Below are 18,681 nucleotides of genomic sequence, written 5' to 3'. Positions count from 1 at the left end.
TTAATTGAGCCATGACTCAAGAACTGACTTTTGTTTCTCATTCACACCACATTTATTTGGTGTATAAGACTGATTCTGTTCTGAATGTGCGGCGTTTGTTTCAGGCGCGTCAACTGTACTGAGAGGCGAGATTGAAACATTGTTTTCATTAACAGCATGCATGCGTTTTTTTATTTTATATTTTAATGCAGGATTTTTGTTTAAAAATAGCATCGCCCGCTGCTTCAGATGCGGGCGACTTTCTATAAAAAGCTTTATCTTAGGAACTAAGGCATTACTTTTTTTTTTGAACAATGCTTTGATTCTACCTGCTACAGCTTTTGGCTTAAATAACAATCGTGCTGATTTAGATACAATCCTTAATGGATAGGTTACTTTCCATGAATTACAGCTATACACTAAATCAAGCTCATTACGTAGTTGTTCAGCAACGAGACGATCTTTATTAAGCTCAGAATTAGCTAAAAATTTATCGGCATTTGTTGATTCATACTTAGCACTTTGAGAAATAGACGAGTTTTCAAGTCTATGCAAAATGAGATCAATTTTATTACTCAAAATTAGCTTATCGTTTTCTTGAGCAGTTTTAAGGTCATTAATCACAGCATCTAATTTAATAATGAAATCATTAAAATATTCTTTTGATTGTTTCTCACGACTCAGGGAATCCGATTCAATCCTATCTATGATTTCATTAATCTGGAGGCGATCATCCCCGTCAAGTTTCCTGCTTAACTCATCCATATTATTCTTTATCTCATCCATGTTTAAAGAAAATTTATTTTGCAACTGAGAGAACTGCCAGCTAAGATAATTTACGGTCGTAGAAAGATGGCTTTCAAGCATTGCTGAAAAAGGTATATCGACATCAACTTCAGAGACTTCATTAAATAGCGACTGAATAGTCTCAAAGTTCCATTTTTGGCTTGGCAGAGACCAAACCTGAGACAACCACTTCTGATACTTTTCGGGGAAATCATATGGAGAAATATATGGGGGCCTCTGGCTACCCTGCTCTCGAATGCGATGTTGAGCAATCTCTTTTATTAAAATGAAAAATGAAAGTAATTGGCCATATAAATCATCTCCATCAAGAACCTGCGGACTGATAGAACCATAATCTATAAGATAAACTAACCCATCATCTCCAATAAGGATATTCCATGGTCTAAGATCATTATGGTACAAGCCATTTTTTTCCAGCACACATACTTGTTCAAGTACACCAGAAATAACTTTCTCATCATCATAACTTTCATTATTGATAAGAATATCCAGTAATAACTTTCCGGGTATTGTTGTTCTCACCATCCAGGATTCATGTTCGAAACTTCCGTATGAAATTAACCCGGCTGCTCTGAAACCTTCAACCTTCTTTTCAAGAAACAGAGATTCATTAAGGAGTTCCTTATGATTAGTATCGGACTCATTGTCCAGGAATATCTTTATGGTTTTGTCTTCTGAAAAGAAATATCGTCTGTTATTTCCGTGATAAAAGTTATCCAGCTGATGTGAGCGTTGCATGTAAGAATCGATAACACCATACATATTCTCAATATGCCAGTATTTATTACTCGCAAAAAACAGAGGACGCTCTACTGATGAAAGATGCGTTCCATACATTGAAAGATAATGGCTGAATGAATAGTAACTAATTAGTTCTCTTGGATCTTTAGGTTGTGAATCAGCCCAATAAAGTGGCTCAGTATTAAGAGCAAATTCGAATATACCAGTTTCTACTTTCTGAGCTAAATTTCGAAAAAGTTCAAATACATAATCAGCGCCATGCTCATATATTAAATGGTGGAAAACACTGAGCCCAAGGACAAGATCGAATTCACCTTCGCTTACTTTTTCATTAATTATTGTTTCAATACTACCTAGCAAGAAATCGACCTTAAAATTTTGATTTTCGCTAGCAAGTTTATTGCAAACATCAACATTCGGCTGACTATAATCTACAGCAGTAACAATCGCTCCACGCTCAGCAAGATTTAAACTGAAAAAACCCTGAGCGCATCCTAAATCCAGAACCTTTAAAGGTCGTCCTTTTTCCTTAGAAATATAATCGTAAACAGACGCAATCTTTTCTAATCTATCAAGACAACTTCGGGATGCCTGGGCTGTAAATTCTGGATGCTTAAAAATTGGCTGGTAAACCTCTGGTAATTTTTCAACCAGGCTCTTAATTGACTGCTCTTGATTAATCATCCGAAAAACTCCTCAACCTGCATGAAATCTGCCTGCATATCGACCATCCCCCACATATGGGAATGGTTAGTAACTTTTAACAGCACTGAATCATATCTTCTATCAATAGGATCTGTAGTTTGTGTCGGATCTCCTGCTGACAAACCAAGAGATAAGAGATAGCTTCCTTCGTTTAAGCAAAGATTAAAACTAAACTTAAATACAGCTACATTCCCTTCCTTAGCACTTGGCAAAACCTTACCTTTTGTAGAAAGATAGGAATTACTGCCATAAATGAAAACACCCTCAAGGCTTTTAATTAAAATACCAGGAGTAACGTGTTCGAAATCCTTTTCAAATAAAACTTTAATGTATATGTCCAGCTTGTCATTTGTATTGATTACAGTGGGATATTCAACGCCACTAGAAACAGTAAGAAAATCTATAATTTTAGCGCCACCCTGTCCCCACCGATGCTCTTCTTTGAGATAACCTGGCCTCGTATGATAGAGATGTTCAGCACTAAGATTTAGCTTTGGCGCTTTTGCTTCTTTATTCTGGACCTTTTTCTTACCAAAAAGATCGTCCATGTACATGTTGACAACTTCACGAGAAGGACCATCTGAATATATACGGCCAGATTTAAGAAAAATTGCCCTGTCGCATTGCTTAGATATATCCATAACAGCATGAGAAACTAACAATAATGTCATTCCTTGCTTTTTGTATTCAGCAATTCTTGAATAACATTTCGACTGAAAATACACATCACCTACAGACAACGCTTCATCAACAATTAATATATCTGGCTTAGTTGCTGTGGCTACTGCAAATGCAAGTCGAGCTTGCATACCAGATGAATACATTCTTAAGGGCTGCTCTATGTATTCTCCAATTTCAGCAAAAGCTTCGATTCCGGGAAGCAGGCTATCGATCTCTACGGAGGAGTAACCTAACAGCTGACCTGCCATGTACACATTTTGTCGACCTGTAAAATCAGGATGAAATCCAATCCCAAGTTCCAGCAGTGCGGCGACACGGCCGTTGACCTTTATTTCACCACTAGTCGGTTGAGTAGTGCCTGTAATTAATTTTAATAATGTACTTTTACCTGCACCATTAACTCCAATAATTCCGACGGACTCCCCCTCAGAAATCGTAAAATTAATATCCTGCAAGATAGGCTTTGCTTTAAAATTCTTATTTTTAGTAATTCCCCACCAGTCTCTTAGTCTGCCCCATTTACTTGTGTAACTTTTATATTCTTTTTTCAGATTACTGACAATGATACTTCCCATTATAATTCATCCACCATTTCACCAATGTGTTTTCTGAAAAGGTTCAATCCAACCACACATAAAATTAAACCCAGGCAAGCCGGATATATCAGAGATACCCAGTTGGGATAAATTCCATTTACGAGAATTTTTTGGCAAGCATCAACTACCCCCGCCATCGGATTATAGCTAATCATAGGTCGCAAACTTTCCGGAAGGATAGTTGAAGGATAAATAATTGGCGTTAACCAGAACCAGAACTGGAGTACAATCCCAAAAAATTGCCCTACATCTCTGAAAAACACATTCATTACACCAACAATAATGCCTAAGCCAATTGCCAGGATCATCATAATGACAAGTACAGGAAACAATGACAAATACGGTAACCCTGGAAAATCTCCGCTAATAATTAAAAAAATCGTAAATAAGGAGAAAATAATTGAGAAGTTAACTAAAGCTCCACCGATAACAGTTACAGGTAAACAGATTTTAGGGAAATTGAGTTTTTTTATCAGGTTGGCATTATCAAGGAAAACATTTTGCGACCTTAGGATTATATCGGCAAAAAGACCCCATGTAAGTATACCGGAGCAGATATATATGCTATAAGCATATTGAGAATCAACCCCCGGCAATTTAGCACGCATAACCTGAGAGAATATCACTGTATAGACTATTATCATTGACAGAGGATTTAAAACACTCCACGTCACACCCAGCAGAGAGTTTCTATATTTCGACTGAAATTCTCTTTTCACATTACCAATGATAAATCCGCGATACTCCCAAATCAGCTTTATAAAATTCACTATCGCACCTTTCTTAATGTTAAATTTTTCATTAATTCATTTCCTGTGAACTCAGTGTTAAAGCTGTAAATTATTTTATGCAAAGCACTGCGCATAATGGCACAAACAACACTTATATAATATCGTCCACATATTTATAATTAGCTATGAAATGACTTAACCACACTTACTGTAGCGACTGCTTAAACGCAACCTGCAGTACGATGAATGATGAATTAATTTGATAACTCTACATAAAATCAAAGCAAATAACCGAATAAACAACATAAATCAAAGTTATTTTAAATAAAATTTATTTAAATATTTATTTATATGCCGTGCTATTTTATAGCTATCTGCTACTACATGATTTCTTATTAAAAGCATTGCTAAAAATAATCGTAAGCTAGGTTATTAAATTAATATGGTCAGTTTGGACTAGAATAATGAGGCTTCGCGAGAAGCCTCATTCTTTTTTTAATCTAACCACTCGGTGTGGAACATACCGTCTTTATCAATGCGCTTATAGGTATGCGCACCGAAGTAGTCACGCTGCGCCTGAATCAAGTTGGCAGGCAGCACTTCTGAACGGTAGCTGTCGTAGTAAGCAATCGCCGCAGAGAAAGTAGGCGTCGGAATACCATTCTGAATCGCGTAGGAAACGACATCACGCAGCGCCTGCTGATACTGATCAGCGATATCTTTGAAATACGGAGCCAGCAGCAGGTTAGCGATACCTGCGTCAGCTGCATAAGCATCTGTGATTTTCTGCAGGAACTGGGCGCGGATGATGCAGCCAGCACGGAAGATCTTCGCGATTTCACCGTAGTGCAGATCCCAGTTGTTCTCTTCTGACGCAGCACGCAACTGTGAGAAGCCCTGCGCATAAGAGACGATTTTACCCAGATACAGTGCGCGACGAACCTTCTCGATGAACTCCGCTTTGTCACCAGTGAAAGCTTTAGCCTGTGGGCCGCTAAGTACTTTAGAGGCCGCTACGCGCTGCGTTTTCAGTGACGAGAGGTAACGGGCGAAGACAGACTCGGTGATCAGTGACAGAGGTTCACCCAGGTCCAGTGAACTCTGGCTGGTCCATTTACCAGTACCTTTGTTTGCTGCTTCATCCAGAATCACATCAACCAGGTATTTACCGTCTTCATCTTTCTTGGTGAAGATATCTTTGGTGATGTCGATCAGATAGCTGCTCAGCTCGCCATTGTTCCAGTCGGTGAAGGTTTCAGCCAGCTCTTCGTTGTTCAGACCCAGTGCGCCTTTCAGCAATGCATAGGCTTCTGCGATCAGCTGCATGTCGCCATATTCAATGCCATTATGAACCATCTTCACATAGTGACCCGCGCCATTCGGGCCAATGTAAGCCACACAGGCTTCACCATCTTCGGCACGTGCTGCGATCTTATCCAGAATCGGTGCAACCAGCTCGTACGCTTCTTTCTGGCCGCCAGGCATGATGGATGGGCCTTTCAGTGCCCCCTCTTCACCGCCGGAAACGCCGGTACCAATGAAGTTGAAGCCCTGATCGGATAGCTCTTTGTTACGACGGATGGTGTCTTTGTAGAAGGTGTTACCGCCATCGATCAGAATGTCACCTTTATCCAGATGTGGTGTCAGCGAGGAGATAGTTTTATCGGTTGCTTCACCCGCCTGAACCATAAGCAGAATACGACGTGGTTTTTCCAGCGATTCTACAAACTCTTCAACGGTGTAAAAAGGAGCAAGCTTCTTGCCCTGGTTCTCGGCGATGACTTCATCAGTCTTTTCGCGTGAACGGTTGAAGATTGAAACAGTGTAACCGCGGCTCTCAATGTTAAGAGCCAGATTGCGGCCCATCACTGCCATACCTACAACACCAATTTGTTGCTTGGACATTACATACTCCTGTCTGTGGTCTCGCATGGTGTTACCAGTAACACCACTTTATAAGTGATCAGTATGTTAACTCAGGATCGCAGATTAAAGGTAATGAATGGTGCGGTCGTACAGATGAAATCTTTTTATAAAAATCATATTTATAACAAAGACTTATATAGATTCGTATAACTTTGAATCATTTTGTCAGCTGTAAAAAGCGATTCAAAGCGCGCCAGCGCAGCGGCCCCATAGGTCCTTGCCAGCTCGGGATTTTGCCAAATTTCATCCATCGCCTTTCGTAAAGCTGCGGGATCTGATGGAGGTACGACTAATCCCGTGACCCGATCAATATTGATAAAGGTCGTTCCGGTTCCAATCTCGCTGGAGATAAGCGGTTTTGAATAAAGCGCGCCCTCGAGTAGTGAGATACCGAAAGCTTCTGAACGTAAATGAGAAGGGAAAACGAGACAAGTACATAATTGCAATAACGCCGATTTTTCAGTGTCCTCCAGCGCTCCCAGAAAATGGATATTATCCACACCCAGTTGCTGCGCCTGAGATTTCAGTTCTGCTTCAATCGGACCTGCGCCCACCACCACGATGGGATAACGGCTATTTTTTGCCGCTTCAATTAATATATGCAGCCCTTTGTAATAACGAAATGTGCCAATGAAAAGAAAGAAGCCATTCGGAAATCTTGTCAGCCATTTTTGAAGAACGGCAGGATCGTTATTTTGATAGAATTTTTTATCAAGACCATAAGGAATTACTTCAACTTTGTCTTTGTACTGCTGCAGAATCGGACTACTTTCGACATAATTCGGTGAGGCGGCTACGATACGATCCACGTTTGAGAGAAAACGATTCATCAGTGGCGTATAGAGTTTCAGTAACAACTTCTGTTTAACAATATCAGAATGATAGCTCACCACCGACGGTTTGTTTATACCGGCAGCAAAATGCATGAAATCCATGAATGGATAAGGGAAATGGTAGTGAATGATATCAGCACTTTCAGCCAGTTCTCTGAATTCCCGGATTGCTGAATATGAAAAAGGTGTCGATGCCAGCTCGAGGAATGTTTTGACCCGATAGACGGAATGATGAGCTAACTGGCTCTCTTTCTCGTTAAAAGCGGGGCTGTGAGTGAATACTCTCGACAGGATATCTTCCTTTACCCCGCCTTCAGCCAGTTGATAAATAACCTGCTCAATGCCGCCAAATGTATCTGGGTAGTATGTTTTATAACAGTGAAGAACCTTAATCATATAAATTTAGCAACCTGCTCGTAGGCTTCAATGGTTTTATCCGCGCATCTGGACCATGAAAATTGCCCGGCACGAGCAAGCCCTAAAGCTGTCATGCGGCTTTTTTCTTCAGCATCTTCAATCATTAACCGGAGATGGGCAGTCAACGTATCAACATCCTCGGGAGAATGCATCAGAGGAGCATCCCCACCTACTTCAGGCAGTGATGTCGCATCAGAACAGATGACAGGAGTTCCTGAAGCCATGGCTTCCAGAACCGGTAAACCGAAACCTTCATATATCGATGGGAAAACGAAGCTGGTCGCTGCACTGTAAAGATGTGGTAACTCTTTGCCTGGCACAAAACCCAGATATTTTAACCAGCCTTCAGCCTCACCCTTTTTGAAGAGCCTGAACAACTCTTCGTTCTCCCAGCCTTTGTAACCACTAATGACTAATGGAAACGCACGCTTATCGCTATAAGGCAGAGAGTCGAAGGCCTTTAATAGCGTGATGATATTTTTTCTTGGCTCAATCGTACCGGTATACAGAAAATAATTGCGCCATTTAAGCTGATACTTGCCGAGAACGGCGCTGACTTCAGTTTCTTGTCTTGGCCGAAATTGCTCGTTGTATGCAAGTGGTGCAACAGTGATTTTTTCATTTTCAATACCAAAAAATTGCATCAATTCTCTTTTGGTATAGTGCGAATCAGTAATCAGCATCGCGGATCGCGAGACCGTATTCCTCAATTCTTTTTGCATAAGATGCACCCGGCCTGCAGGATGAAACTGCGGCCAGTGAAAAACAGACAAGTCATGAAAAGTTGCTACGCAATGTTTGACGCGAGGTGGCAGATAATAGTTAGGACTATGAAAAATATGATCTTTGAAGTTTCTGAGTGCAACGCTTTTCATTACTGGAAAGGTCAGGCGGTAAATTTCACTTATGGCTTTGCTTTTTTGTAATCTGCGTTTAAAAGACTGAACAGACTGTGTTGACTCACTAGCCACGTTCAGTGAATCGCGAACTTTAGTACCATGAAGAAACGTGAGCTGAAGCTCGTCTCTTTCGTGAAGTTGCTTAGCAAGTTCAAACGCGTAACGGCCAATCCCGGTCAGTGGATATTTGATACAGTCCGTTGAAAAAACAACGTTTATTCTTTTGCCTGTAGCATCCATTTGAGCGTTTCTCTGAGAGTGATTCTGGCGGAATTATTGCTAATTAAATTTTCCAGCAAACTGATATCGCCACAAAGCTCTTTTATTTCATTAGGCCGAACGAATTGAGGATTAACATTAATTCGGATCTCATGATTAGTTAACTCTTCACAGAGGTTTATAACCTCACGTAACGAATGCATTTGACCTGAAGCAACATTCACAGTCTTACCAAAAGCACGAGCCTGTAATAATGCCCGATAGTTTTTCACCACATCGCGAACGTCAGAAAAATCACGCCAGACATCTATGTTTCCTAACTCAATAACTTGTTGGCGCTCACGGAAGTGTTTAACAATTTTCGGGATAAGGAAATTATCTGCCTGCCCAACGCCGGTATAATTAAATGGCCGCGTAATGATGATAGGTAATTTGTCATAGAACAGCCCGGCCATATATTCCATAGCCAGCTTACTGACTGCATAGTCGTTTGCGGGCCGGGCGAACGTTGACTCCGGAAGTTTACCGGGTGTGTTATTACCATAAACATTCGCACTACTGGCAATCAGGACTGCTTCAGGACGTTTTGCAGATTCAGATAGCACTTGTAACAGATTACGAGTCCCGCAGAGATTAACGTCATAGAATGCTTTGGGATCAGCATGTCCGACAAAAGCTATTGCTGCAAGATGAACAACCACGTCAGGTGAAGCAGCTTCTACCGCGTGTTTTACCGCTGCAGAATTAGTGAGGTCGACCTGTAAATAGTTTGGCTTATTCTGGGCAGGGGAAGAACCGAAACCAAATACGTCATATCCGGCAGCGGATAATTCCGCTGCCATATATTGGCCGGTAAAGCCCTTGATCCCTGTGATCAATGCTTTTTTGCCATTAGTCATATCAGAAGGAGAATCCCTGTTTGTTACGACGCAGATCTTCTTCAACCATCATGGCACAAAGCTCTTCCAGCGTTGTTTTCGGTTCCCAGCCAAGGATATCTTTAGCCCGCTGAGGATTACCGATTAACAATTCTACTTCAGCAGGACGGTAGAACTTAGGATTGACCTTAACGACCACTTTGCTGGTCGCAACATCGATACCGACTTCCTGCTCATCTTTACCTTCAAAGCGCAATTCGATACCTGCTGCTTTGAATGCCATTGTGACAAAATCACGTACTGTTTCAGTGCGGTTAGTAGCGAGGACAAAAGTATCTGGCTCATCAGCCTGCAGCATCAGCCACATACCCTCAACGTATTCTTTCGCAAAGCCCCAGTCACGCTTGGCGTCCATGTTACCTAACTCAAGCACATCCAGTTTGCCGAGCTTAATTTTAGCAACTGAATCAGTAATCTTACGTGTTACAAATTCCTGTCCACGCAGAGGAGATTCATGGTTAAACAGGATGCCGCTGGACGCAAAAATGTCGTAGCTTTCACGGTAGTTAATAGTCATCCAGTGTGCATAGAGTTTCGCCACGCCATATGGGCTGCGCGGGTAGAAAGGTGTGTCTTCTTTTTGCGGGATAGCCTGCACTTTACCAAACATCTCGGAAGTAGATGCCTGATAGAAGCGAATTTTTGGATTAACGATACGAATCGCTTCCAGTAAATTCACCGGGCCAATACCGGTAATTTCAGCAGTTGTCAGCGGCTGATCGAAAGAGACCCCTACAAAACTCTGAGCAGCAAGGTTATAGACTTCAGTCGCTTTACTTTCCTGCAGCAAACGAATACTTGATGACAGGTCAGTGAGGTCATATTCAACCAGATGCAAAGCAGGGTTAGCCCGGATACCCAGTTCATCGATACGCCAGAAATTTACTGAGCTGGTACGACGGTAGGTACCATAAACGGTATAACCTTTATTCAGGAGTAGCTCAGCAAGATAAGCACCATCCTGACCTGTAATTCCGGTAATTACTGCAGTTTTATTCGTCATTCGTAAACCCATGATTAAGAAAATTAAAATTAGTATCTAGGTGTTAAACTAAATCGATGATGCTTTAATAATCGAATCAATTTCCTTCAGTATTTTGCTCAGGGCCTCAGTGTCACCTTTGGTTTCGACGTTAAGCCGCAGCAAAGGTTCAGTGTTTGAGGTTCTGACGTTGAATCTCCAGCTCTGACAATCGAGACTCACGCCATCGGTATTATCCTGAGCAACTGAAGAAGATGAATATCTGTCGTTAAGCGCAGCGATAACCACTTTCGAATCTGAAACTTTAAAATTGATCTCACCACTGCATGGAAACGCCTTCATTCTTTCCGATACCAGTCCGGAAAGTGTCTCACCCTTCACCGCCAGCAGTTCTGCCACCAGTAGCCACGGAATCATGCCGCTGTCGCAGTAAGCGAAGTCACGGAAGTAGTGGTGCGCACTCATCTCGCCACCATAGACCGCATCTTCTTCACGCATGCGCTCTTTGATGAAGGCATGACCGGTTTTGGACATGACTGGAATACCGCCTGCACGGGTCACGACATCAATGGTGTTCCAGGTCAGACGCGGATCGTGAATGATTTTCGCGCCAGCCTCTTTTTTCAGAAACGCTTCGGCCAGCAGCCCGACAATGTAATAGCCTTCAATGAACTCAGCATTCTCATCAAACAGGAAACAGCGGTCAAAATCTCCGTCGAAGGCAATACCCATATCCGCCTGGTGCTCACGCACAGCGTCAGAAGTGTCTTTACGACACTCAGGAAGCAGCGGATTCGGGATACCGTTCGGGAAGTTCCCGTCTGCTTCATGATGCACTTTGATAAACGACACAGGCGCATTCGACTGCTTAAAGCGTTTTTCAATCTCATCGATGATATGACCTGCAGCACCGTTACCTGAGTTGATCACCAGCTTCATCGGCTTAGTGAAATTATTCAGGTCGATATAGCCCATCAAATGATCGACATAGGCATCCAGCACAGAGATTTGTTTATAACTGCCGCGTTTGCCCTCTTCAACCGGAGCAAAATCATTGGCTTCTGCCAGTCGCTGAACGTCGCGCAGACCGGTGTCACCGCTAACCGGGCGGGCACCTTCCCGTACCAGTTTCATCCCGTTGTAGTTCATCGGATTATGGCTGGCCGTTACTTCAATGCCGCCATCAATACCTAAATGAAACGTGGCAAAGTAGATCTCTTCTGTTCCGCTCATACCAATGTCCAGAACATCAGTACCTGCATCCCGCAGTCCATTGGCCAGTGCCAGCTTTAACGATTCGCTGGTCAGTCGGACATCACCGCCCACCACGATTGTTTTCGGGCGGATAAATTCGCCATAGGCGCGGCCAATACGGTAGGCAATATCTTCGTTCAGTTCAGTGCCTAATTCACCACGGATGTCATAAGCTTTAAAACAGGTCAGTGCTGCCATGATCGTGTCTGTCCTTACTTACTTGCAAACTGTTGTTTAATCAAAATGAGGTCGTCATCGCCAAGGTAAGAACCCGACTGAATCTCCAGCAGTTCCAGTGGAATTTTGCCCGGATTTTCTAAGGTGTGTGGATGACCGATGGGAATAAAGGTTGACTGGTTCTCTGTCAGCAACAGGGTTTTATCCTGAATGGTGACCTGTGCTGTGCCTGAGAGGATCACCCAGTGTTCAGTACGGTGATAGTGCATCTGCAGCTGGAAGGCTTCGCCCGGCTTCACCGTAATACGGTTCACGTTGAAGCGACCCGTGTTGACCACCAGATCACAACGTCCCCATGGCCAGTAGGTTTCACGATGGCGGCGGTATTCGCTGCGGCATTCGCTCTTCAGGAACTCAACCACACGCTTAACATCCTGAACCTGATCTTTGCGCGCGACCAGCACCGCATCTTTGGTGTTCACGATCACCAGGTTTTCAACACCAATGGCGGCAACCAGTTGATCTTCGCTGTTGATGTAACAGTTTTTGGTGTTGTGCAGGAAGGTGTCACCCTTCAGGGAGTTCCCGTGTGCATCTTTATCGTTTACTTCCCACAGCGCAGACCATGAGCCAACGTCACTCCATCCCGCTGCCAGAGGCACAACCACAGCCGCATCGGTCTGTTCCATCACCGCGTAATCGACTGATTCATCCGGGCAGGCGATAAAGTCATCTTTATCAATACTGATGAAATCGTTGCCTTCTTTGACGTTAGCCATGGCACGACGGCAGGCTTCCAGAATATCCGGACGGAATTTTTCGAGTTCCTGCAGATAACGCTTAGCCCGGAACATGAACATGCCGCTGTTCCAGTAATATTCTCCGGACTCCAGATACTGCTCTGCGGTGCTCTGATTTGGTTTTTCGACAAAGCGCTGAACCTGATAAGGACCGTGTTCTGCACCCGGAAGCGTTTCGCCACGCTGAATATAGCCGTATCCCGTTTCCGGGCCGGTTGGTACGATGCCGAAAGTCACCAGTTTGCCCTGTTTCGCATAGGCGGTAGCGACTTTAATTGCCTGATGAAACGCAGCACGATCTTCAATTACATGATCGGCAGCCAGCACCAGCAGAACCGGATCATCGCCCTGCTCTACGGCGTTCAGAGCAGCCAGTGCTATAGCAGGAGCGGTGTTGCGGCCTACGGGTTCAAGAATAATGTTATGAGAGAGCTTGTTGATTTGTCGTAACTGCTCGGCAACCAGAAAGCGATGCTCTTCGTTGCAAATTACCATAGGTGCGCGCGCCTCAATGCCGCCCAGACGATTTACCGTCTCCTGCAGCATTGAGTGCTCACCGTGCAGACAGATGAACTGCTTAGGGTAAAGTTCGCGGGAAAGGGGCCATAAGCGGCTGCCGGTTCCTCCGGCCATGATTACGGGAAGTAACATTCCATATCCTCTAACAAATTTAAACATGCTATGCATATACGCGGGTCAAATTTTACTCATTACGAATAAATAGCCACGCTACCGCCCCTGGCTTGCAGCAACCAATGCGCTGTGTGATGGGAATCTCTCCATCACAGGTTAGCTTGTCGATGCGCTGATTATATTTTATTCAAACGCATACGGGTTCCGGGATAACTGCAAATAGTACATTTTGTGCGGCAAAAATAATATGCCTAATCTTTCATTGCCACTGATAAAACTTAAGAGTGACTAAACATTGACACAGAGAGGCTTTGTTAAAAATAAAAACCGGCAAAACAGCATAGTAGCGATTGAAGAATCACACTTTGCATCTCTTCACAGAGTAGGTTTGCGTTCTGCTTTTATTAAAACTGAACGTAATTCAGGCCAGGATAAATCCGTATTGCGTTATTGACCGGTCTCTGGCTGGCTTATGGGTAAAAGTGAAGCGGAGAAATATGCAGTTCCTCTTAACACAGGCAAAAAAAAACCCGGCCGAAGCCGGGTATTTGCATATTTTTTCAACTACCGAAACCCATCCGGGTTCTTGCTCTGCCAGTTCCACGTATCGCGCATCATCTCATCGATACCGCGCGTCACGCGCCAGTCGAGCGTACTGTTTGCGAGTGACGCATCGGCCCAGAACGCAGGCAGGTCGCCATCGCGGCGTGGCTTGATTTCAAACGGAATCGCCTTGCCGGAAGCCTTCTCAAACGCTTTGATCATCTCCAGCACGGAGAAGCCTTTACCACCGCCCAGGTTAAAGGCAGTGTAACCTTCAACTTTGTTCAGATGGTCCAGCGCTTTCAGGTGGCCTTCTGCCAGGTCAACCACATGGATATAGTCACGCAGGCAGGTGCCATCCGGCGTATCGTAGTCGCCGCCAAATACGCCCAGCTTCTCCAGACGGCCAATCGCGACCTGCGCGATGTACGGCAGCAGGTTGTTCGGGATGCCGGTCGGGTCTTCACCGATTTCGCCAGACTCGTGCGCGCCAACCGGATTGAAGTAACGCAGGGCAATCGCTTTGAACTTCGGTTCTGCTTTGGCGAAGTCGCGCATAACGAATTCGGTCATCAGCTTTGAGGTACCGTACGGACTGGTGGTGCCGCCGATTGGCGTAGTCTCAACGTAAGGAACCGGTGCATCTGCGCCATAGACAGTCGCTGATGAGCTGAAGATAAAGTTCCAGACGCCGGCATTACGCATCTCTTCCAGCAGCACCACGGTGCCTGCGACGTTGTTCTCGTAGTACTCCAGCGGCATGCGGGTCGACTCACCCACCGCTTTAAGCGCTGCAAAGTGGATCACCGCTGAAATGCTGTTGGATGCGAACAGGTCACGCAGACAGGCACGGTCACGGATATCGCCTTCAACGAAGGTCGCTTTTTTACCCGCCAGTTTCTCAACGCGGTTAATCGCTTCGCGTGAGGCGTTGCAGAGGTTATCCAGAACCACAACATCATCACCGCGCTGCAACAGCGCCAGTACCGTATGGGAGCCGATATAGCCTGCTCCGCCCGTTACTAAAATTGCCATGTGAGCTCCTTTCAATCTGCCGCGCAGGACGCGGCGATTTAATTACTTTTGTTTTGCGAGAATCGTCTGGATAGCTTCGCGGAAATCGCGACCCTGCGCGTTGTTGCGCAGTCCGTAAGAGACGAACGCCTGCATGTAACCCAGTTTACGACCGCAGTCGAAACTGTGACCAGTCAGCAGAGAGACATCAACCGTTTTGTGCTTGCTCAGGCTGGCGATCGCATCGGTCAGCTGGATACGGCCCCACGCGCCTGGCTCAGTGCGCTCCAGTTCTGCCCAGATATCAGCAGAAAGGACATAGCGGCCTACCGCAGCCAGGTCAGAGCTCAGTCCGGCTGTATCTTCAGGCTTCTCAACGAAATCGGTGATGGTGCTGATGTCGCCTGGGTGATCGATCGGCTCTTCCGTGGTGATCACAGAGTACTCAGAGAGATCGGACGCTGGCATATGCTGCGCCAGGACCTGGCTGTGGCCGGTCTCTTCAAAACGGGCAACCATCGCTGCGAGGTTATAACGCATGTGGTCAGCGGTAGAGTCATCCAGCAGGACGTCCGGCAGCACCACCACGAACGGGTTATCACCGATCATCGGACGGGCACAGAGAATGGAGTGACCCAGGCCCAGTGGCTGCGCCTGGCGCACGTTCATGATGGTTACGCCTGGCGGGCAGATAGACTGCACTTCGCTCAGCAGCTGACGCTTCACGCGCGCTTCAAGCAGCGCTTCCAGCTCATAGGTGGTGTCGAAGTGGTTTTCAACGGCATTTTTTGATGCATGCGTGACCAGCACAATCTCTTTAATACCTGCGGCAACACACTCGTCAATGATGTACTGGATCATCGGTTTGTCGACGACAGGCAGCATCTCTTTCGGAATGGCTTTAGTCGCAGGGAGCATATGCATACCGAGGCCCGCAACCGGGATTACTGCTTTAAGCTTGGTCATATTTATTCCGTTTAATAAAATGAAGATGTGGGTCGATTATGCAGGATCGGCCGGAAGAGCAAGTATAATCTTTATCTGAAAAGCGGACAGTAACTCTCTGTCATAACTTGGAAATTCGGCATTTTGCCCATTGCCAGCGACACCATAAACTGAACAAAGACAATCAGTAATCGAATATTGCCACTGTGATCCGGCGCACTATTCGCTGCATGGCTGAGACCAGCCATAAATGAAAACGGGCGACCCTGAGGCCGCCCGTTTATATAACGCTTTGTAGTCAGAGCCAGCCTTCAAACCACTCTGGCATCACAAACAGATTAAAATGATTTACCAGCAGCATCACGCCAACAAATACCACCGATACTGCCACCCACTGCCGGGCATACGGGATAAACCGAATGCCAATCACCGGCTTGATAAAGAACGGATGCGCCAGTGCCGAGATCAGGATCTGCGAGATAGAGAGCGTCAGTGCGACGTAGAGCACGTTTGGCCAGATAAAGGTGGTCGCCAGTACCGCCAGAACCACAATGCTCGCCACGATGTTCCAGTAGAACTCCACGTTAGTGCGTCCGTTGGCCTGCGAAATCGCCCCGGTCAGTCCGCCCATCGGCCGCAGCATGCCAAACAGCAGCATCAGCGGGATCAGGTGATAGACCTGCTCATGTGACGCGCCATACAGCACACGCACAATAACCGGCGAGAAGATACCAATAGCCAGATACATGGCGCTGCTGAACAGCATGATCCCCAGCGTACCCTTCAGGAACAGCTTTTTCAGCTGCTCGGCATCGTGCTGTTTCTCAGCAAAGCGCGGCAGTGCCAGACGGTTAATCACCGGCGTGACCAGCTTCAGCGGTTGCAGCACCAGCTCTTTCGCCAGTGAGTAAACGCCCAGCATCTCTGCGCCCATAACTTTACCGACCACCAGCGCATCGGCCTGGGTACGCAGCTGGTTAATGGTCTGAGAGCCGAGCTGATAGCTACCGTAGCGAATTGCGCCGAAGAAGGTCGCTTTGTCGAACTCCCAGGTCGGACGCCATGACTTCTCACCCAGCGCAATCATGCAGAGGATGCGGGTAAAGGCGTTGATAAACAGACCCAGAATCGCCGCGGCCACCGTCAACGAGGTGAACTCCAGCATCGCGACCACACAGAGGAAGGCAAACAGCTTGGTACCCATCTCAATCTTCGCCAGCGAGACCATCCGCTTGGTTTTGATGTAGTGCGCCTGATACTGCGACAGATGACCCAGCACCAGGAAGTTCAGACTGGTCAGCATGATCAGCCCGGTCAGCTCCGGCAGGTGATAGAACCAGGAGACCGGGAAGGCGATCAGCAACATGATCAACCCGGTACACAGGCTGAGAGAGACGTTCACCCAATAGATGGTGCTCTGCTCACGACGGGTAATGTTCTGGCGATGCACCAGATAACTGCTCATCCCCATATCCTGCAGCACACCCGCCACCGCCAGGATGGCGTTGATGATAGCTAACAGCCCCAGCTCGTGGGTTTCCAGTTTGCGGGCGAGAAAGCTCAGCTGTGCAACCTGCAGCACTGCGGAAAAGCAGGTGCTGCCAAACAGCCAAATCGCCTGTGACTTAAATCCACTCACACCAGTCGCTCCAGAATCTGTGCCAGTTCGCCATAGGCGATATGCTGATTAAATTCAGTCTCAACTTTATGACGTGCGGCTGCGACGACCGGCGCCACATCCACTTCACCCTGAGACAGTTTTAGCAGCGTTTCCGCCAGCGCCTCGGGGTCGTCCTCTTCCACCAGCCAGCCAGACACGTTGTTCTCAATCAGCTCCGGAATGCCGCTGTGGAAGGTAGAGACCACCGGCAAGCCGACCGCCATCGCCTCCATCAGGGCGACCGGGATCCCTTCCATATCGCCATCTGCGGCGGTTTTGGACGGCAGCAGGAAGATGTCAGCCTCGCTCAGCGCACGACGAATCTCCTCCTGCGGCTTAAAGCCCGGCATGCTGACACAATCTTCCATCCCCTCGCGGGCAATGAAATCACGCATCATCTCATCCTGATCGCCGTTGCCGATAATGGTGTACTGAAACTGACCGCCACGCTGCTTCAGGATGGCGCTGGCTTTCACCGCCACATCCAGGCCTTTTTTCTCAGTCAGACGCGCCACTGAAACGATACGCAGCGGCGTATGGAACGCCTGGCGCGGCTGGAAGTTAAACTTCTCCGGCTCAATGCCCATACGCGTCACGTGAATTTTCTCCGGCGGGCAGCCCATCTCAATCAGCTTGTTCTCCCACAGATGGCTGATAGGCAGCATCAGCTCACTCTGGCGGAACAGATTCACGTAGTCGAGTTTGTGCTCTTCCAGAATGTGACGACGGGAAATATCAGCGCCATGAAACACGGTCGCCTGTTTACCCTTAAGCACACCCAGTTCACGCAGCTTGTTTGCCAGTGCACCGGCATAGCCGAAATGCACCAGAAACACATCTGCGGTAAAGGTCTGCTTAGCATTCGCCACAATCGACGGCAGCAGCAGTTTGCTGGACTGCGCGCCATAACGGCGCACATTCAGCGAACGCAGCAGCGACGGCTTCGTCACTTTTGGCAGCACCAGTTTGATACGCTGGTTGAGCTTATCGACAATTGAGACTTTCTCTTCCGGCAGCAGATAGTGGGTCTTCGCCGCCAGACCATACTCATCAAACGCCGCATGCCGGTTCACTAAATCGCCGGGAAAGACTGAAATAATCTCCACCTCGTAACCGGCATCAATAAAATGGGTCACCTGATTTAGTACGAATGTCTCAGAGGCAACCGGGAAACGCATGGTGAAAAAAGTCAGTTTCATCA

Annotated in this window: 14 protein-coding genes; all 14 read right to left on the bottom strand. The window is 46.3% G+C overall.

Annotation, left to right across the window (positions count from 1 at the left end; translation table 11 throughout):
* The 14 genes from EGO56_RS06700 to EGO56_RS06635 all read right to left on the bottom strand — a co-directional run bounded on the left by EGO56_RS06700 (position 1) and on the right by EGO56_RS06635 (position 18,679).
* Complete coding sequence (locus EGO56_RS06700) at positions 1-2,211, bottom strand: class I SAM-dependent methyltransferase (RefSeq protein ID WP_135908124.1); 2,211 nt, start codon at positions 2,209-2,211, stop codon at positions 1-3.
* A complete protein-coding gene (locus EGO56_RS06695) occupies positions 2,208-3,488 on the bottom strand; it encodes an ABC transporter ATP-binding protein (protein ID WP_135908122.1) in 1,281 nt (426 codons plus the stop codon). Before EGO56_RS06695 ends, EGO56_RS06700 begins: the two co-directional genes overlap by 4 nt.
* Positions 3,488-4,282, bottom strand: a complete 795-nt coding sequence (locus EGO56_RS06690) for an ABC transporter permease (RefSeq protein WP_135908120.1) — start codon at positions 4,280-4,282, stop codon at positions 3,488-3,490. The genes EGO56_RS06695 and EGO56_RS06690 overlap by 1 nt, the downstream gene beginning before the upstream one ends.
* 453 nt (positions 4,283-4,735) lie before the next feature.
* Entirely contained in the window at positions 4,736-6,145 is a 1,410-nt protein-coding gene (gene gndA, locus EGO56_RS06685; protein ID WP_135908118.1) for an NADP-dependent phosphogluconate dehydrogenase, read from the bottom strand.
* 140 nt (positions 6,146-6,285) lie between these two features.
* Positions 6,286-7,395 carry a glycosyltransferase family 4 protein gene (locus EGO56_RS06680; RefSeq protein WP_135908116.1) on the bottom strand — a complete coding sequence of 370 codons (1,110 nt, stop codon included), beginning with the start codon at positions 7,393-7,395 and terminating at the stop codon, positions 6,286-6,288.
* Positions 7,392-8,555: a glycosyltransferase family 4 protein gene (locus EGO56_RS06675; RefSeq protein ID WP_185948873.1), complete on the bottom strand. Its 1,164-nt coding sequence runs from the start codon at positions 8,553-8,555 to the stop codon at positions 7,392-7,394. Before EGO56_RS06675 ends, EGO56_RS06680 begins: the two co-directional genes overlap by 4 nt.
* Entirely contained in the window at positions 8,531-9,433 is a 903-nt protein-coding gene (locus EGO56_RS06670) for a GDP-mannose 4,6-dehydratase (RefSeq protein ID WP_135908114.1), read from the bottom strand. The genes EGO56_RS06675 and EGO56_RS06670 overlap by 25 nt, the downstream gene beginning before the upstream one ends.
* 1 nt (position 9,434) lies before the next feature.
* Positions 9,435-10,475 (bottom strand): GDP-mannose 4,6-dehydratase, encoded by a 1,041-nt coding sequence (gmd, locus tag EGO56_RS06665; protein WP_135908112.1) that lies wholly within the window; start codon positions 10,473-10,475, stop codon positions 9,435-9,437.
* Between the two features lie 48 nt (positions 10,476-10,523).
* Entirely contained in the window at positions 10,524-11,906 is a 1,383-nt protein-coding gene (cpsG, locus tag EGO56_RS06660) for a phosphomannomutase CpsG (RefSeq protein WP_135908110.1), read from the bottom strand.
* A 14-nt stretch (positions 11,907-11,920) separates the two neighbouring features.
* Positions 11,921-13,336 (bottom strand): mannose-1-phosphate guanylyltransferase/mannose-6-phosphate isomerase, encoded by a 1,416-nt coding sequence (locus EGO56_RS06655; protein WP_135908108.1) that lies wholly within the window; start codon positions 13,334-13,336, stop codon positions 11,921-11,923.
* Between the two features lie 546 nt (positions 13,337-13,882).
* The gene (galE, locus tag EGO56_RS06650; protein ID WP_135908106.1) at positions 13,883-14,896 is read right to left on the bottom strand and encodes a UDP-glucose 4-epimerase GalE; all 1,014 of its coding nucleotides are present in this window, start codon (positions 14,894-14,896) and stop codon (positions 13,883-13,885) included.
* 42 nt (positions 14,897-14,938) lie between these two features.
* A complete protein-coding gene (galF, locus tag EGO56_RS06645; protein ID WP_013358455.1) occupies positions 14,939-15,841 on the bottom strand; it encodes a UTP--glucose-1-phosphate uridylyltransferase GalF in 903 nt (300 codons plus the stop codon).
* Positions 15,842-16,118: 277 nt separating this feature from the next.
* Positions 16,119-17,459 (bottom strand): lipopolysaccharide biosynthesis protein, encoded by a 1,341-nt coding sequence (locus EGO56_RS06640; protein WP_033733234.1) that lies wholly within the window; start codon positions 17,457-17,459, stop codon positions 16,119-16,121.
* The gene (locus EGO56_RS06635; RefSeq protein ID WP_033733772.1) at positions 17,456-18,679 is read right to left on the bottom strand and encodes a glycosyltransferase; all 1,224 of its coding nucleotides are present in this window, start codon (positions 18,677-18,679) and stop codon (positions 17,456-17,458) included. The genes EGO56_RS06640 and EGO56_RS06635 overlap by 4 nt, the downstream gene beginning before the upstream one ends.
* Between the last annotated feature and the right edge of the window lie 2 nt (positions 18,680-18,681).

It is taken from the genome of Pantoea vagans (assembly GCF_004792415.1).
Classification (GTDB): Bacteria; Pseudomonadota; Gammaproteobacteria; order Enterobacterales; family Enterobacteriaceae; genus Pantoea; species Pantoea vagans.
The sequence above is the reverse complement of the archived record's forward strand: the minus strand, read 5'-3'. Positions and strand labels throughout refer to the sequence as shown.

Bases quoted from the DNA above. Each gene is read 5' to 3' on its own strand.
- EGO56_RS06700 (WP_135908124.1), bottom strand. From the start codon at position 2,211: ATGATTAATCAAGAGCAGTCAATTAAGAGCCTGGTTGAAAAATTACCA.
- EGO56_RS06695 (WP_135908122.1), bottom strand. From the start codon at position 3,488: ATGGGAAGTATCATTGTCAGTAATCTGAAAAAAGAATATAAAAGTTAC.
- gndA (WP_135908118.1), bottom strand. From the start codon at position 6,145: ATGTCCAAGCAACAAATTGGTGTTGTAGGTATGGCAGTGATGGGCCGC.
- EGO56_RS06680 (WP_135908116.1), bottom strand. From the start codon at position 7,395: ATGATTAAGGTTCTTCACTGTTATAAAACATACTACCCAGATACATTT.
- EGO56_RS06675 (WP_185948873.1), bottom strand. From the start codon at position 8,555: ATGGATGCTACAGGCAAAAGAATAAACGTTGTTTTTTCAACGGACTGT.
- EGO56_RS06670 (WP_135908114.1), bottom strand. From the start codon at position 9,433: ATGACTAATGGCAAAAAAGCATTGATCACAGGGATCAAGGGCTTTACC.
- gmd (WP_135908112.1), bottom strand. From the start codon at position 10,475: ATGACGAATAAAACTGCAGTAATTACCGGAATTACAGGTCAGGATGGT.
- cpsG (WP_135908110.1), bottom strand. From the start codon at position 11,906: ATGGCAGCACTGACCTGTTTTAAAGCTTATGACATCCGTGGTGAATTA.
- EGO56_RS06655 (WP_135908108.1), bottom strand. From the start codon at position 13,336: ATGTTACTTCCCGTAATCATGGCCGGAGGAACCGGCAGCCGCTTATGG.
- galE (WP_135908106.1), bottom strand. From the start codon at position 14,896: ATGGCAATTTTAGTAACGGGCGGAGCAGGCTATATCGGCTCCCATACG.
- galF (WP_013358455.1), bottom strand. From the start codon at position 15,841: ATGACCAAGCTTAAAGCAGTAATCCCGGTTGCGGGCCTCGGTATGCAT.
- EGO56_RS06635 (WP_033733772.1), bottom strand. From the start codon at position 18,679: ATGAAACTGACTTTTTTCACCATGCGTTTCCCGGTTGCCTCTGAGACA.